Consider the following 16,757-nt stretch of genomic DNA (forward strand, 5'->3'; position numbering starts at 1 on the left):
TCGGCGGACTCAGCCCCGCCACCACCGCCGGACGCGGTGTTACTGACTGACTTCGGCGCATCAGGGTGACGCTGGGTCGTCGAAGGTCAGGCCGGTGCCTGCTATGAAGCCGTCAAGAGTGTCGGGCCGGTACTGGAGGCGTTTGAGCCGGTTGCGTACGAGGACTTCGAGCCGGTCGAGGGCGACGACGGCGAGGTTGGCCAGGCTGCGCTTGACATGTGCCCATACCCACTCGACGGGGTTCAGGTCCGGCGAGTACGCGGGCAGCAGGAATACCGTCAGCCATTCACGCTCGGCGATCAACTCACGTATGGCGTGGGAGACATGGGTGTTCAGCCGGTCCCAGACCAGCACGATCGGGGCCTTGACGAGGTGGTGGACACCGTCGATCAGCGCGATGAAGTCCCGTTCGCCTATGCTGCGGCGTTTGCCTTTGCCCGCGGGATGGGTGCGCAGGCGGTGACACAGCCGGGTGCGGGAGCCGGGCCGCATCGCGATGAGTCCGGCCACCGACAGGCGGCCCGAGCGTCGCCCGCTCACCGTGACCTGCGGGGTGCGGCCGCGCCGGCCCCAGGTGCGTCCTTTGGGCGGTCGTCGCGTGAAGCCCGCCTCGTCCTCGAAGCAGACGTAGCCCCCGCACGCCGCCCGGACTCTTTTACCTCGGCCCAGGTCGCCTCCTTCCACACGGTCACGGCCTGCTCATCGCGCTCGGCCACCCGCCGCGCGGGTACTTGAGGACTGAAGCCGAGCCGGTGCATCAGCCTCGTGGCACCCGAGACGCTGTAGGAGACGTGGAACTTCCTGCCGATCAGCGTGGCCACCCGGGCAGCCGTCCACACCTGGTCCTCCACCCAGCCATGCGCGGCAGGCCCCTCATCGAGAAACGCAGCCAGCTTTTCCAGACAGCCCGGGGACAGACGGCATCGCGATCCACTCGAGCCACGAGAGACCAGAGCCTGCACGCCACCGTCCCGCCACATCTGCTGCCACTGGTAGGCCGACTTCGGGCTCACCCTCAGGCGCCGTGCGACTTCCGGCGGCTTGATGTCCTGCTCGAACAGCTCCGCCGCCTGCATCCGTACCGTCTCCCGGCGCTGACGTCCCACAGGGGTCAGGCCGCCCCCATCCGCATACCTCATACACCACGGAATACAGACAACACTCCAGACCCATCAGAGACGTCGAAGAAGATCACCCTAACGAGCCGAAGTCAGTAAGGGCAAGGACCGGGACGGTTCCCGTGTTCACTGAGCTTCTTCGAGTTGGCCACCGATCGGGTGACAGACAAGGGCTCGTAACGGACAAGGCTCCCGGACAGTTGAGCGAGAGATCTCACGTCTCAACTCATTTGTCAGGGAGCCTTGTTGGTTACCTATCCTGCCGCACTCGACCTTCCGCATGCCCTCGTGGAGTGGGTCACGATGCTGATCATCACCCGCGAGGGTGACCGCCGGTGCAAACTGCCGGCCTCTCAGCGGGCCCTCATCACGCTCGTGTACCCACGCAAGCACGACACCCTCGCCCAGATCGCCGCCGGCTTCCGGATCAGCGAGAGCACCGCCCACGCACATGTACACAGCGTGATCACCCACCTGGCCGCCCGCGCGCCCTCTCTCACTCACGCGCTGCGGCAAGCCCGCCCTGAGTACATCCTCGTCGACGGCACGCTCGCCGAATGCGACCGCGTGGGCAACAGCCAGGACGACTATTCAGGCAAGCACGGCAAGCACGGCGTGAACATCCAGACGGTCACCGGCCCGGCCGGTGAGCTCGTCTGGTACTCGCCGGCCCTGCCCGGACGGACCGCGGACATCACCGCCGCCCGCACCCACAACATCGCCCCATCTGTGAGCGACTGAAGATCCCCGCCCTCGCGGACAAGGCGTACCAGGGTGCCGGCGGAACGTTCGCCACACCCGTCAAAAGACACCGAAACCGTGAGCTCACCGTCAAAGAGAAGGCCGTCAACCGGGCACACGCCCGACTCCGCTCGCCCGTCGAACGGGCCTTCGCACGACTCAAAGCCTGGCGGATCTTCCGCAAAGCCCGCGTCAGTCCCAACACACTCACGTCAATCGCCAAGGCCGTCCTCACCCTGGAGAAGCAACGCTGAAGAAGCTCACTGTGGTTCGCTCGATGAAGTAGGAGCCCGACTGTGTCCCTGTGGCATCGCCGCGAGTACGCCGCAGACCTTCCCCACGGCCTCCCGAGCGGCTCTTGTATACCGCCCCGGGAGTTCTCCAGATCACCCGAAGGAATGACCCGGATACGCGCCACACCCGGCCCAGATCGACCAGATTCGAGCCGGTGTCGCTTTACTGACTTCGGCTCGTTAGGGTGATCTTCTTCGACGTCCCTGATGGGCCTGGAGTGTTGTCTGTATTCCGTGGTGTATGAGGTATGCGGATGGGGGCGGCCTGACCCCTGTGGGACGTCAGCGCCGGGAGACGGTACGGATGCAGGCGGCGGAGCTGTTCGAGCAGGACATCAAGCCGCCGGAAGTCGCACGGCGCCTGAGGGTGAGCCCGAAGTCGGCCTACCAGTGGCAGCAGATGTGGCGGGACGGTGGCGTGCAGGCTCTGGTCTCTCGTGGCTCGAGTGGATCGCGATGCCGTCTGTCCCCGGGCTGTCTGGAAAAGCTGGCTGCGTTTCTCGATGAGGGGCCTGCCGCGCATGGCTGGGTGGAGGACCAGGTGTGGACGGCTGCCCGGGTGGCCACGCTGATCGGCAGGAAGTTCCACGTCTCCTACAGCGTCTCGGGTGCCACGAGGCTGATGCACCGGCTCGGCTTCAGTCCTCAAGTACCCGCGCGGCGGGTGGCCGAGCGCGATGAGCAGGCCGTGACCGTGTGGAAGGAGGCGACCTGGGCCGAGGTAAAAGAGCCCGGGCGGCGTGCGGGGGCTACGTCTGCTTCGAGGACGAGGCGGGCTTCACGCGACGACCGCCCAAAGGACGCACCTGGGGCCGGCGCGGCCGCACCCCGCAGGTCACGGTGAGCGGGCGACGCTCGGGCCGCCTGTCGGTGGCCGGACTCATCGCGATGCGGCCCGGCTCCCGCACCCGGCTGTGTCACCGCCTGCGCACCCATCCCGCGGGCAAAGGCAAACGCCGCAGCATAGGCGAACGGGACTTCATCGCGCTGATCGACGGAGTCCACCACCTCGTCAAGGCCCCGATCGTGCTGGTCTGGGACCGGCTGAACACCCACGTCTCCCACGCCATACGTGAGTTGATCGCCGAGCGTGAATGGCTGACGGTATTCCTGCTGCCCGCGTACTCGCCGGACCTGAACCCCGTCGAGTGGGTATGGGCACATGTCAAGCGCAGCCTGGCCAACCTCGCCGTCGTCGCCCTCGACCGGCTCGAAGTCCTCGTACGCAACCGGCTCAAACGCCTCCAGTACCGGCCCGACACTCTTGACGGCTTCATAGCAGGCACCGGCCTGACCTTCGACGACCCAGCGTCACCCTGATGCGCCGAAGTCAGTAAGGAGGCGTAACACGCCGGTTCCTCGCGTACTCCTCTCCATCACGCTCGCCGGACCCGCACCATCTGGCAGTACTGGTACGTCCCGGCTTTGTCAGGGCCGCTCTCGCCCTCCCCGGCACCACCCGGATCAGGCTGCCCGCCCCCCGCTTCAACAACCCTGCTGCGACAGAGCAGTTGACGCAGTAGGGGTCGGACCGGGGCGCGGTACTGGCCTTGGGACCAGCCCGTTTCCCCGGCCCGCCCTCCGCACCGGACATGCGACTCTCACCGCATCCGGCGCTCCACGGACTCCCTTGGGACCGCGCGGTTCACACCGTCGCGGCCCTCGCCCACGGTGTCGGGATGCTGTATCCACGCCAGCGATAGCGGGTCACCTTCACCCGCTGCGGGACGAACAGCATGATCCCGTCCTCTGCGGGCCGCCAACCGGGCTCGCCGGTCAAGTAGCGGCGCCGCAGAGTCCTCCAGTCGATCCCGGGATGCTGCTTCCTCAGCCACAACGTCACTCGACGCCAGCAGAAGTCGTCGAGATAGTGGAACGTGGCTGTGGACGACCCGAACCGGAAGTAGTAACACCATCCCCGCACCGCCGAGTTGAGCTGGCGGAGCAGGTCGGCGAGAGTGCGTTGACCTCTCTTGTTCGTCATCGCCCGCACCTTGCCCGTGATGGAGGCCAGCGCCTTCTTCGACGGATAGGTGTAGACGTAGTGCTCGCTGGTGCCCTTCTTGCGCCTCCGCTGGATGTGAAAGCCGAGAAAGTCCAGCCCCTCGTCGATATGGCAGACCCAGGTCTTGGCCACGGACAGGCGGAGCCCCAGAGGGGCGAGCACGGCCGTGACCTCCTCCCACAGCGCGTCCGCGTGAGCTCGGGCGCCGCACACCATGATCAGAAAATCGTCCGCGTAGCGGACGATCCGGTATGTGGCCCCTCCGCGTCGGCGGTGTGCTGTCCGCCTGCCGCCGTTGCCGTGAGCGTCCCACTTGGCACAGAAGTGTTCATCCAGCGCCGAGAGGGCGATGTTCGCCAACAGCGGTGAGGCGATCCCGCCTTGGGGTGTGCCGGTGTTCGTGTCCCTGGTCTCGCCATCGGCGGACATGATGCCCGCCTTCAGGAACGCCTTGACCAGGGCGAGAACCCGCTTGTCTCCGACTCGTCGGCGCATCCGCTCCAGGAGAGCGGAGTGTGCGATGTTGTCGAAGCACGCTTCGATGTCCGCATCCAGCACCCAGTGGTAGCCCTTGGTGCCGAAGTGGTGCACCTCAGCGATCGCGTCATGGGCTCGTCGTTCGGGGCGAAAGCCGTAGCTGACCGGCTTGAAGGACGCCTCGAAGATCGGCTCCAGGACCAGCACGAGCGCGGCTTGCACGAGCCTGTCCATCGCGGTGGGAATCCCCAGCCTCCTGAGCTTTCCCCGCTGCCCGGCTTGGGGATCATGCGCTCCCGCACCGGCAGAGGGGTGAACGTGCGGGCCTTCAACTGCTCCCGCGTGTTCTTCAGGAAGGCCACGATGTCGGCGTCGGCGGCGATGAAGGCCGGGATGACCCGGTCCACGCCGGCGGTGCGCGCGCCCTTGTTGCCCCTCACCCTCTCCCACGCGACGGTGAGGAAATCGGGGTGATGGACAAGGTTGTAGAGATCATCGAACCTGCGGTCGGGATCACCGACCGCCCATTGGTGCAGCTTGGTCTGCATCCGTCGTACCCGCAGCCAGGCCCCATCGGGGTCGGGCCACAGATCACCGGTATTCACCAGCGTCTCCGTCCATTGCAGTTCCTCAACTACCTGAATCCGCTGGGCTGCTTCGCCATGTGGACGGCTTTCCCGCCCCCGGACTACTACCAGCCCTCCGCCCCACCCCGGGCCGTCGGCGGACGCCTTCCCGCCCCATCGCACCTGGAGAGAGCGCTGAGACGAAAGCTCCGAGGTGGTTCCCACGTTCACTGTGATCCGCTCGTCGGGTGAGGCGGCCAGCTTTGCCCCTGCGGCATCGCCACGGTTACGCCGCAGCCCTTCTCCGTGGCCTCCCGACCGGCAAGATCAATCCGATCCAGGAGTTCCTGCCCATACGGGCAGTGCGCACCGCGATCCAGCCCAGATCCACCGGGTTTGAGCTGGCGGAGGTCTTGAGGGGCTTTACACCGCTGGTTCCTCGCGTCCACCTTCCCGTCTCGCTTGCCGGACCCGCACCGTCCGGTAGTTCCAGTGCGTCCCGTCGTTGTCGGGGCTGCTCTCCACCAGACCCGGCCGACTCGCCGGGCCCAGCTACCCCCTGCTTCTGTCGTCCCGCTGCGACGGAACGACGGTGCGGGTCTCACACCCGCACGCGGATCACAGCACCTCGTGGCGCACGGTCTCTCACCCCCGTACGGACCATCAGCACCTCACGGCGCAAACAAGATCGTCGACAGAACCGATCCGTACATGACTCGCGTCGATAAAGACCACGGGGTACACCGGATCGAGTGGGCGGGTGCGTCATTCCGCCATCGATTCGAGCGCCGTGTCCGTGATCGTGGAAACGGTCTCCTTCGACGTGGTCATTCCATAGACCTTGGCGAGATGAGCGACGATCTCCCCCGACGTCAGCCCTTTCCCGGTGAGCGAGAGGGCCATTTCGTCCAGGGCGCCGGTCCGCCGGGCATATCTCGGCAACAGTCCGGGGACGGAAGGTCCTCAGCCTGTCGCGGGGCCACGTTCACCACCACCGGGCCGACCTCGGTCATCACCTTCTTCGCCCGATATCCGTTCCGCATATTTCCGCCCGACCGTGATCCGCGACCGCCGGCGATGACCGATTCGTCGGCCAGATGCAGTTCCATCTCCGCCTCGAGCGCAGCCTGCATCAAATGCTGCGCAAGCTCGGGAAGGACCGCCCTCGCCCATCAGCCGGAGACCTCCGGCGGCAGTCTTCTCCGCCGCGAGCACGGCCAGTTCCTCAACTCGACCGACAGACCATTCCCGGATACCGGCATCGACTTCACACCAGCACCCTCAGCAGCCACATCCACCTCTGCAAGCGACACGCCGCCTGCAACCCCCGATCGTGTGACCCATCGTCGTTCCCATCAGATGACTCCTTCGAGGAAGGAACCCACCTAATTCATGACACTCCCGTCCGTCAAAGTGGAACAAGCTCAGTGTGGTGTGAGTGGGGTTTGCTCTGGCGGGGTGGTGGGGGTGGGGGTTGTTTGGGGGAGGTGGCTGATGCCGTGGGTTTCGGCCTTGTCTTCTCTGGTTGTGAGGCGATGGTGGCTGGTCGTGGTGTGTTGCGGTCGGGGGGTCTGCTGAGACCTGGTTGGTTGGCTGCGTTGTCGCCGGTTGTGGTGGCGGCGTTGGTGGCTGGGGTGGTGGGGCAGGCGCCGGTGGCGTCGGCGGCTGATCCGGTGTCGGGTGTGCCGGTGATTCCGAAGGCGTTGTCTGTGTCCGCGGCGGTAGGTAAGGGAGCAGACGCGGGGTATTTGCCGTCGTCGGGGGAGGTGTTGCCGTCGGGTGTGTTTACGACGTCGGTGCCGTTGGATGTGCCGGCGGGGCGGGCGGCCATGAGTCCGCGGCTGTCGCTGCAGTATGCGTCGGGGGCCGGTCGGTCTTCGGTGGGGGTGGGGTGGTCGTTGTCGGGTGCGGGGTCGGCGATTGCCCGGTGCGCACAGTCGGTGGCGGTGGACGGCACGCACGGGGGTGTGCACTTCGATCCCAACGACCGGTTTTGTCTGAATGGTGAGCGTCTGATTCTTGTCGGGGCGGTGCAGGGCGGCACGGACAAGTACGGAGGGGACGGCTCGGAGTACCGGACGCGGAGCAACAGCTTCCGCAGGATTGTGGCGTTCGGGGGGACGACGCCGGGGATTACGGGTCCGGACCGGTTCGAGGTGACGGACAAGAAGGGGGTGACGCAGACGTTTTTGCCGCACACGGCGACCCGGTCGAGGACAGGGGTCGGTTTCGACACGGCCAACAATCCTTTGATGGATACGGATCTCGCGGTGCCGGTGCGGGTGACGTGGCTGCTGGACCATGAGACGGATGCGTCGGGGAACACGGTCTCCTACGAGTACGACAAGGACGGCAGGGCCCGCAACGAAATCCTCATCTCCAAGATCGAGTATACGAGCAACGGGGGGGTGGCGGCGAAGCGGCGGGTGGAGTTCGATTACGAGGACGATGCTGCGGGGGCCAGGTTCTCGTATACGGCGGGGGTGCGGTTTGCGCATACGAAGCGGTTGAAGACGATCCGTATGCTGGCGCCGATGCCGGATGACACGAAGCTGGCGTGGCAGTACCACCTCGCCTACACGGTGTCGTCGAGCAGGCAGAGTCTGCTGGCCTCGCTGCAGAAGTGCGGCAGCGCGGGCGGGTGTGTGAAGAAGAAGGAGTTCGGCTGGTCCAGTCAGCCGGCGGCGCCGTCGTTCACGGTGGTCGACGGGGGTTCGGTGACACTGGACACGGCGGCTGGTAATCCGCGGATGCGGGTGCTGGACCTGGACGGGGACGGCAGAAGTGATCTTCTGTATTCGCGGGGGCCGGGGAAGCCGGACCGGGTGAAGTTCGGTGTCTCGCCGGATGCGCAGAGGGATCTGACCCCGGCGCTGGGCTGGCCGGGGGAGCTGACCGATCTGGGGCGGGCGCGCGCGGTGGACGCGAACGTCGACGGGGCGGCGGAGATTTTGCTGCCGGTCTTTTCGGCGGTGACGAAGAAGTGGACGTCGCATCTGCTGAAGTGGGACAAGAAGGCCGCCCGGTTCGTTGAGGACATGATGACGCCGTTCGACCTGCCGGAGAACGCGGTGGGTAACCTGGCGGATGTGAACGGTGACGGCCGTTTGGACATGCTCAGCCCCGATGGGGCGGCATCGGACAAGGTGCCGACGGTGTCGGTGCGGATCGCGGACGGGCCGGGCACGTTCAAGCCGGCTACGGCCAGCAGTATGAAGGCCCGTTGTGATCTGGGAGTGTCGGATCTGGACGGTGACGGCCGGGCCGAGCAGCTGTCGGCGAACGTGTCGGCGGACGGCACGTGTCTGGCGTCGGTGTCGTCGCTGAGTGTCAGTGATGCGGGCGTGGCCACGGTGAGTGCGCAGTCGGTGGTCAAGTCCGGCCGCCTCTACAGCCGGGCGGCACCCCAGCAGTCTGGTTTCGAGACGTTTCCGGGGGACTTCAACGCGGACGGTCTGGAGGATGTGCTGCTGCTGCCGCCCAAGACGGACCCGGCCAAGCACATTTACGATCTGCACGGCATCCTGCTGTTCAACACTGGCCGGGGCCTTGCCGATCCGCACAGTGTGTCGATCGGGCATGACGATTCGATGGATTTGCGGGTCGCTGACGTCAACGGCGACGGCCGGGATGACATCGTCTCCTTCGACGCCGTAGCGACGCATCTTGCGGTTTCGGACGGTGACGGCACGTTCACCTCCTCCGACATTGATCTGGGCGGCGGCACTAAGGACGAGAGTGCCGGGCGGGCCACTTCGCAGCTGGCGGATGTCAACGGTGACGGCCGCACCGACGTGGTGAAGATCGATTCGGGGCGGATGCGGATCCTGCAGCAAAACGAACGCCAGGTCGACAAGTTGGTGTCGGTGCACGACGAGGGAGTGGCCTGGCAGCGGGAGAGCATCACCTACTCCAACACCTGGTCCAGCACGCCCGAGACGGCCACGTGCACGTATCCGCTGACGTGTCCGAAGAAGGGCTTCCCGGTGGTGCGCCAGCGGGTGTCGCGGGCTGGACAGGTCAACACCGCTTCTGCCGGCGCGGCCCGCGTGTGGCAGTACACCTACGCCGATCCGGTCACTGACCTGCGGGGCAACGGCTCCCTGGGGTTCGGCACGTTCCGGGTCTTCGACAAGCGGCGTGCCTCCCAGACGGAGATGGTGTTCGCGCACCGCAAGAGCGTCAGCAACGGCGCTTTCTACCCGGAGGTCGGGCGGCCTTCGCTGGTCACCACGGTGGTGGCGATCCTTACCGCCGAGCAGGCTGCCGCGAAGCCGGCCACGGCCCGCGCGCGGGTGACACGCACGTCTTCCGCCTATGAGGCCCGGCCGCAGCACGGCGGCAAGGTGATGGCTGTCTTCGACACGAGCTCGACCACCAAGGAATGGGAACAGTCCGGCGCGCAGCAAGTCGCTATCGACTGGGACGGCCAGGCGGCGGGCGCAGCGATCACCGGTGTCAGTGAGCCGGCCACGGCGCTTCGGCGCACCGACAGTGCTGCGGTGTTCGACGAGTTCGGCAACCCGACCTCGCTGTCGCGGGCCACCGATGGCGGCACCGCGCTCATCACGACGACGAAGTTCGACACCGCGGCCGAGCTGATCGAGGAGTGGCGGGTCGGTGAGGCTCTCTCGTCCAAGACGGTGAGCTTCGCGGCCGACGGCGCCACGCGGGAACGCAACGTCTCCTACCTCCACGACGAGCGCGGCCTGCTGACCAGAACGGACGTGGAGAAAAACAACACGGACGATGATGCCGACAGGGTGCGCGAGTCGACGATCACCGCCTACAACGCGCGGGGCGCGGTGACGTCGGTGACGTCCAAGACGCCGGGGCGCCCGGACCGCACCGTATACACCGCCTACGAGCCGGCGTTTCCCGGCCAGCCGAACGAGGAGATCTACCCCTCCCTGGTGTGGGTCGACTACAAGGTGGCCGCCTACCGGCCGGCGACATGGATGGTCACCCATCCCGCGTTCGGCATCACGCTGGGCAGCGAAGACGTCAACGGCCGCACCACCACAGCGAAAATTGATGATCTGGGCCGACAGGTCCACGCCGAGACCGACGGCACTGCGCCCACCGACATCACCTACGCCGGCCGCGGCGACTTGGCCGGCGGCATCAACGGCGTGAGCGTCACCACCACCACCGGACCCAAGACCAGCACCGCCTCCACCGATGTCCTGGGACGGCCGGTCGCCTCCTTCGGCAAGGACTTCGACAACGTCGGCGGGAAACTGGCCACCGCCGTCACCTACGACACGCTGGGCCGCACCGTGGCCACGTCCGCTCCCTCGCCGACCGGAGGGAAGGCAACCAGCTACTTCGAATACGACAGCCTGGACCGGATGGTGAAGTCGACCGGCCCGGACGGCAAATCCACCGTGTTCGAACCCGCCTTCGCCTCCACGACGGTCACCGACCCCACCGGCGCCACCCGGCTCGACCTCTACGACGCCGACGGCCGGCTGAAAGTCCACACCGACTACCGCACCAAGCCCGACGGCAGCGCCGAGGGCCTCAACACCGCCTACACCTACGCCCCGTTCGACCTGCTGAAGTCGATCACCGACGCCAAGGGCAACGTCACCACCATGCAGTACGACGTCCGCGGGCGCCGCACCAGGCTCAGCGAACCGGACCGCGGAGTCACCGACACCGCCTACTTCGGTAACGGCCTCATCGAGCGGGAGACCCGTGGCGACGCCCAGCACCAGAGCGTCTTCGGCTACGACGACCTGGGCCGGATGACCTCCCGCACCACCGAAGACGGCATCTCCGCGTTCGTCTACGACAGCGCCCCCCACGGCATCGGCCAGCTGGACTACGCCACCAGCCCCGAACAGATCGATAAAATCCGCACCGACTTCACCTACGACTCCTACGGCCGGCCCGCCGGCACCACATACACCGACCAGACCACCAGCCGCTCCTACACCACCTCGCAGACCTACAACGCAGACGGCACCGCCGACACGCTGACCTACCCCGAGGTCACCGGACGCGAGCCGCTCACCCTGCGCTACGGCTACAACGCAGCCGGCTACCCCAACACCGTCACCGACATCACCCCCGGCCAGGACCCGAAAACCCTGTGGACGGTCAGCAAGCGCACCCCCGACCTGCAGACGGACACCGCCCAGCTCGGCAACGGCGTCACCCTCAAGAACACCTACCAGAGCGCCGGCGGACGCCTGGACACCCTCACCGCCACCACCGGCGCGGGCACCAAGGTGATGGGCCTGGACTACGACTACGACGCGGCCGGCCGGGTCATCAAGCAGACCCGCGACGACGCCACCACCCCGCTGCGCTCGGAAACCTACGACTACAACACCGTGGGCCAGCTCACCGGCTGGAACCTCGGCCATGACGCAGGCTCACAGAGCATCGACTACAGCTACGACGCCCTGGGCGGCCTGACCAAGATCAGCCAGCCCGACGGCACTGCGGACACCCTCACCTACCCCACCGGCACCGTGCAGCCGCATACCGTCACCGGTCACGATGCCACCAGCATGGGCGGAGCCAAGGAAACCTACGGCTACGACAACCGCGGCCGGCAGACCACCGTGAAAAACGCCGCCGGCACCGTCACCCGCCAGGTCACCTACACCGCCTTCGACCTGCCCCGCACCGTCACCACCCGGGGCGTGACCACCACCTACCGCTACGACGCCTTCAACAACAAGATCATGGAAGCCACCCCCATCGGCAACACCCTCTACATCGGAGGCCTGTTCGAGCACCGCTTCCACAAAGGCAGCGGCGACAAGGACGTCTTCCACCTCGCCGGCCCCGACGGCAGCATCGGCCAGGCCGTCTTCGACGGCGTCAAGACCGACGTCCAGTACAACCTCACCGACCGCCTCGGCTCCACCGCCACCACCCTGGACACCTCAGGCAACCCCCTCCAGACCCTCTACTACGAACCCTTCGGCCGCCTCGTCACAAAGAACGGCACACCCTTCACCGGCACCACCGGCGACCTCACCCGCACCTTCACCGGCCACGAAAACACCCCCAACACCGGCCTCATCAACATGAAGGGCCGCCTCTACGACCCCAACAATCACACCTTCATCACCCCCGACCCCGTCCTGGACACCACCACCAGCCAAACCCTCAACCCCTACACCTACGTCCACAACGACCCCCTCAACAACACCGACCCCAGCGGCAAAGTCACCTGCGCCTTCACCCACCCCGGTGAATGCGACCAACCCGGCAGCGGATCCAGCGGCATCGCCGGCGCACAGTCAACCGGCGCACCCGGCGTCTACGGCGGCAAGGGCTACATCGGCAACGACTGCGGCTGCACCCCCGTCACCGGAGAAAACAGCGGCTCCAACGCCGAAGCACTCTGGAACCAGGCCAACGCAGCCGACAAAGCCGCCATCGAAGCCGCCGACAGAGCAGCAGCCAAAACCGCCAAAGCCGACGCCAAGGGAAGCACCCAAGCCGGATCAGGCGACATCCTCAACAACACCACAGCCGCCGCCGGACTCTGCACCGAAGACTGCGCCACCGACCCCGTCGTCGGCACCTGCTACGACACCGACATCGACTGCGGAACCAGCGGATACCTTGCCGACAACACCCCAGCCGCCTACCAGAAATACGAAGGACCCAACGGACTTAATGAAGTCTGGATCACTACCAGAGACTCCTACATCACTCAATGGATTGGAGTGCTAGTTGTGGTCGGGGGAGCGACAGCTGTTGCTGCAGTAGCCGACGCCCTCATCCCCGCCGCCGCACCCACCGTCATAGCAGCCGAAGGAACCGGCACCCTCTGCGCCACCAACCAACAATGCACAACAACAGTCACCAAAGCAGTAGAAGTCGTAACAAACGGTGGGCAAGGACTTCAAAAGATAGTCACAGATAACGGTGGACCTGCCGCTGCGGAAATCCGTGCCGCAATTGACCGCGGCCAGGCCATACGTCAAACGATCTCCGCCATGGAATCCGAACTAGAGCGGGTCCAAGCTCCAGCAGGTCGGGACCTGCGCGAGTTCGCCGCAGAGATGGGATTCTCGGTCTATTCAAAATATTGGGAGTACCATGACGAGCTCGTACACTCAATAGAGGCAACTAAAAAGCTTTTGCCCTAAGTCGATCTTGCGTGAGGTCCGTCGACGTTGTTGGCGGACCTTTTCGCTTTTCCGGGACTGGTGGTGGGTACTGTAACCCGGCACCACCGGCGACCTCACCCGCACCTTCACCGGCCACGAAAACACCCCCAACACCGGCCTCATCAACATGAAGGGCCGCCTCTACGACCCCAACACCCACACCTTCCTCACCCCCGACCCCGTCCTCGACACCACCACCAGCCAAACCCTCAACCCCTACACCTACGTCCACAACGACCCCCTCAACAACACCGACCCCACCGGCAAAGTCACCTGCGCCTTCACCCACCCCGGTGAATGCGACCAACCCGGCAGCGGATCCAGCGGCATCGCCGGCGCACAGTCAACCGGCGCACCCGGCGTCTACGGCGGCAAGGGCTACATCGGCAACGACTGCGGCTGCACCCCCGTCACCGGAGAAAACAGCGGCTCCAACGCCGAAGCACTCTGGAACCAGGCCAACGCAGCCGACAAAGCCGCCATCGAAGCCGCCGACAGAGCAGCAGCCAAAACCGCCAAAGCCGACGCCAAGGGAAGCACCCAAGCCGGATCAGGCGACATCCTCAACAACACCACAGCCGCCGCCGGACTCTGCACCGAAGACTGCGCCACCGACCTCCGCACCGCCGACAACACCCCAGCCGCCTACCAGAAATACGAAGGACCCAACGGACTACAAGCAGTCTGGGAAACCACCAGAGACAGCTACATTACTCAATGGTTCGGAGTGATAGCCGTTGTCGGGGGAGCGGCAGTTGCTGCAGTAGTAGCCGACGCCCTCATCCCCGCCGCAGCACCCACCGTCATAGCAGCCGAAGGAACCGGCACCCTCTGCGCTACCAACCAACAATGCACAACAACCGTCACCAAAACAATAGAAACCGCAACGAACAATGTCTCGGGAGTGCAGAGAATCGTTGCAGATAACGGCGGATCTGCCGGGGCGGAAATTCGGGCCGCCATAACCCGATATGATGATATCCGCAAAACGGCGCTAGCCCTCAATGCGGAGGTTAAGAGAATTCAGGGTATGGCTGGAGACGACATACACGATCTAGCCGCAAGGCTGGGATTCAAATCGATTGAGGCATACGCTGATTACTTTTCGGAGATCGAGGGGGCGTTGGAGGCGACTAAGCAACTCTTGCCTGATAAAGGGGGTAGGGGTCTCGCTTGGTGAACTTCTTCCGTCGCGCGTCATCCAAGCACATTGCAGGAGGCTGGGAGATGCATAGCGCACCTCGTTGTTAGAAGCGTAAAGTTGCCGCGGAAGTAAGCAAAGTAAAGGCTTGACAAGTTGGCGTGATAGAAGTCGCCTACGTCCTTCCCCTTACCCGCTTGAGCTGCGCCGTTTTCCGCAACAGTCTTCAAGATGTCTAGTCCTCAGAAATGAATGACGCCAGAATGGCCGCCGCTTCTACGAAGCGGCGGCCATTTTTGTCGCGGAGAGGCCCCGATTCCTGCCGGACCAGGAGGGTGTGGACCGTGCCGTCAAGAACGCGCCCCTCCTCGGCGACTGAACCGTTCCGGGTTCGGTAGGGACTCGATCGTTTGAGAGGATCGAGTCATGGCAAGCGTGGCCGCTTCCAGCAAGAACTACCTATTCCGCCAACCACCAGGTCGCCATCGACGCCAACACGCGGCTGGTCGTGGCGGCGGGACGCCCACTGCCGGGCAACCGCCACGACGCCAGTGCCTACCGGGAGCGTTTTTCACGTGTAGATCATGAGGGTGAGGATCGCTGCGGCGGCTGACGTGAGCCTGTTCGGACTGGTACGGGCGTGGCGAAAGATCCGCCACCGCTTGATCCGGGAGATCGTCCGTTCGATGGGAGCCCGCAGGGCCGCGTGGACCTTGTTCGACTTCTTGTGCTTGTCGCTGAGCTCGGTCTTCGGGCGGCGCTTGATCGGAGTGATGACCGTGCCGCCGGCTCCGGCGTAGCCCTTGTCCGCCAGGACCTCGAGATCCAGCTGTGCGCAGGTGTCGATGATGCCGTGCTCGCGGGCGGCCTTCACGTCGTGGGTGCCTCCGGGCAGGGCGGGCGAGAGCCACAGCAGCTTCCCCTCTTCCGCGGTGATGACCTGCAGGTTCACGCCCTCACGGTGGACCTTCCCGGAGAAGTGGCCTGGCTCCTGGACCCGGTCGGTCTCCGCGACGGTGCCGTCCAGCAGCACGTATCCGTCGGCGTGATGGCTGGTCAGCGCCTCGGTCAACGACGGGGCGAAAGCAGCTAGGCACTCGATCGTGTCGTTCGTGTAGCGCCAGGCCGTGGCCACACCGATACCAAACCCTGCGGCGAGCTGTTCGAAGGTGTCGTGCTTGCGCAGGTAGACCAGCGTGCACCGGGCCCGATCGTACGGGCGCAGCTTGCAGGCACGGTCACCGTCACACGCGACGATCGCCATCGTCACCAGTTCGAGGAGCTCTTCGTCGAGGTCGCATGCGGCAGGATAGAAGAACACGGGGCATCTCCGCAGGTGAGGATACGTTTGGCGACTTTCCAAACCAGCGGGATGCCCCGTTCGTCACGCCACAGTCAACGCCGCCCCACCACCTCACCCGCCAGCCGTACACATGGAAAAGGCTCCAGGAATCGGTGTCCGTGTCGCCCGCAATGCGGCCTCTTTCGGGTCGCCCGTCGCGTTGCCGGCCATGCCGCCTCAGCCCGCTGAAACCCCCACCAGCGGGCTCTCTTCATCCCCGAACATCACCATCGTGAGTGGCAACCCGCGGGTGGTCCAGCGTTTGCGGCCGGTGCCGGTCGGGTCGAGGGACATCACCGCGAGGTAGATGCACTTCAGGGCGGCGTTCTCGGAAGGGAAGTGGCCGCGGGCCCGGACCGCCCGGCGGATCCGTGCGTTGACCGACTCGATGGCGTTGGTGGTGCAGACGATCCGGCGGATCTCCGCGTCGAACTGCAGGAACGGCACGAATTCGGCCCACGCGTTCTCCCACAACCGCACGATCGCAGGGTATTTACCGCCCCATTCCTCGCTGAACTCGAGGAACCGGCTGGTGGCCGCATCCTCGGTCGGCGCCTTATAGCCCGGCTTCAACGCCTTTGCGATCTTGTCCCAGTCCTGGCGGCCGGCATAGCGGAACGATGCCCGCAGGAGATGGACGACGCACGTCTGGACAACGGTCTTGGGCCAGACCTCGCCGACCGCGTCGGGGAGGCCCTTCAGCCCGTCGCAGACCAGCATGAGCACGTCTTCGACGCCGCGGTTCTTCAGCTCGGTCAGAACGCGGAGCCAGTGCTTGGCACCTTCGCCTCCCTCGCCGCCGGCCCACAGTCCCAGGATGTCGCGGTGCCCCTCGGCCGTGACCGCAAGCGCCATGTATATCGGCCTGTTGGCGACCTGGCCCTCGCAGATCTTGGTTCTGGCGACGATCTTGTGATCCGGACGCTTGTGCAG

General features: G+C 65.4%; 7 protein-coding genes and 6 pseudogenes. 7 read left to right on the forward strand and 6 right to left on the reverse strand.

Annotated features, from left to right (window positions below; all coding sequences use genetic code 11):
• Positions 1-60: 60 nt before the first annotated feature.
• Positions 61-567, reverse strand: a pseudogene (locus tag OG985_RS46830) (transposase); the annotation flags it as partial.
• Positions 537-1,139 carry a winged helix-turn-helix domain-containing protein gene (locus OG985_RS46835; RefSeq protein ID WP_371674084.1) on the reverse strand — a complete coding sequence of 201 codons (603 nt, stop codon included), beginning with the start codon at positions 1,137-1,139 and terminating at the stop codon, positions 537-539. The gene OG985_RS46835 and the pseudogene OG985_RS46830, both read right to left, overlap by 31 nt.
• A 225-nt stretch (positions 1,140-1,364) precedes the next feature.
• On the opposite strand from OG985_RS46835, the pseudogene OG985_RS46840 reads away from it, so the two are divergent.
• The 3 genes and pseudogenes from OG985_RS46840 (at position 1,365) to OG985_RS46850 (ending at position 3,472) form a co-directional block, all read left to right on the forward strand.
• Positions 1,365-2,113: pseudogene (locus tag OG985_RS46840) on the forward strand (transposase family protein).
• 280 nt (positions 2,114-2,393) lie between these two features.
• Positions 2,394-2,849 (forward strand): annotated as a pseudogene (locus tag OG985_RS46845) (transposase); the annotation flags it as partial.
• Complete coding sequence (locus OG985_RS46850) at positions 2,849-3,472, forward strand: transposase (RefSeq protein ID WP_371666453.1); 624 nt, start codon at positions 2,849-2,851, stop codon at positions 3,470-3,472. The pseudogene OG985_RS46845 and the gene OG985_RS46850, both read left to right, overlap by 1 nt.
• 325 nt (positions 3,473-3,797) lie before the next feature.
• Here OG985_RS46850 and OG985_RS46855 read toward each other — a convergent pair whose 3' ends face one another.
• Entirely contained in the window at positions 3,798-4,868 is a 1,071-nt protein-coding gene (locus OG985_RS46855) for a reverse transcriptase domain-containing protein (RefSeq protein ID WP_371674184.1), read from the reverse strand.
• 54 nt (positions 4,869-4,922) lie between these two features.
• Here OG985_RS46855 and OG985_RS46860 point away from each other — a divergent pair, with 54 nt between their 5' ends.
• Positions 4,923-5,108, forward strand: coding sequence for a hypothetical protein (locus tag OG985_RS46860; RefSeq protein WP_371674185.1), 186 nt, complete (start codon positions 4,923-4,925; stop codon positions 5,106-5,108).
• 857 nt (positions 5,109-5,965) lie between these two features.
• On the opposite strand, the gene OG985_RS46865 is transcribed toward OG985_RS46860, so the two are convergent.
• Positions 5,966-6,142, reverse strand: coding sequence for a transposase (locus tag OG985_RS46865; RefSeq protein ID WP_371666574.1), 177 nt, complete (start codon positions 6,140-6,142; stop codon positions 5,966-5,968).
• A gap of 155 nt (positions 6,143-6,297) precedes the next feature.
• Here OG985_RS46865 and OG985_RS46870 point away from each other — a divergent pair, with 155 nt between their 5' ends.
• The 3 genes and pseudogenes from OG985_RS46870 to OG985_RS46880 form a co-directional block, all read left to right on the forward strand.
• Positions 6,298-13,320, forward strand: a complete 7,023-nt coding sequence (locus tag OG985_RS46870; protein WP_371674186.1) for an FG-GAP-like repeat-containing protein — start codon at positions 6,298-6,300, stop codon at positions 13,318-13,320.
• A 112-nt stretch (positions 13,321-13,432) separates the two neighbouring features.
• Positions 13,433-14,521: pseudogene (locus tag OG985_RS46875) on the forward strand (RHS repeat-associated core domain-containing protein); the annotation flags it as partial.
• A gap of 396 nt (positions 14,522-14,917) precedes the next feature.
• A pseudogene (locus tag OG985_RS46880) lies at positions 14,918-15,047 on the forward strand (IS5/IS1182 family transposase); the annotation flags it as partial.
• A 6-nt stretch (positions 15,048-15,053) separates the two neighbouring features.
• Here OG985_RS46880 and OG985_RS46885 read toward each other — a convergent pair.
• The gene (locus OG985_RS46885; protein ID WP_371666503.1) at positions 15,054-15,803 is read right to left on the reverse strand and encodes a transposase family protein; all 750 of its coding nucleotides are present in this window, start codon (positions 15,801-15,803) and stop codon (positions 15,054-15,056) included.
• Between the two features lie 198 nt (positions 15,804-16,001).
• A pseudogene (locus tag OG985_RS46890) lies at positions 16,002-16,718 on the reverse strand (IS256 family transposase); the annotation flags it as partial.
• Positions 16,719-16,757 lie beyond the last annotated feature (39 nt).

The sequence above is a fragment of the Streptomyces sp. NBC_00289 genome (assembly GCF_041435115.1).
Classification (GTDB): domain Bacteria; phylum Actinomycetota; class Actinomycetes; order Streptomycetales; family Streptomycetaceae; genus Streptomyces.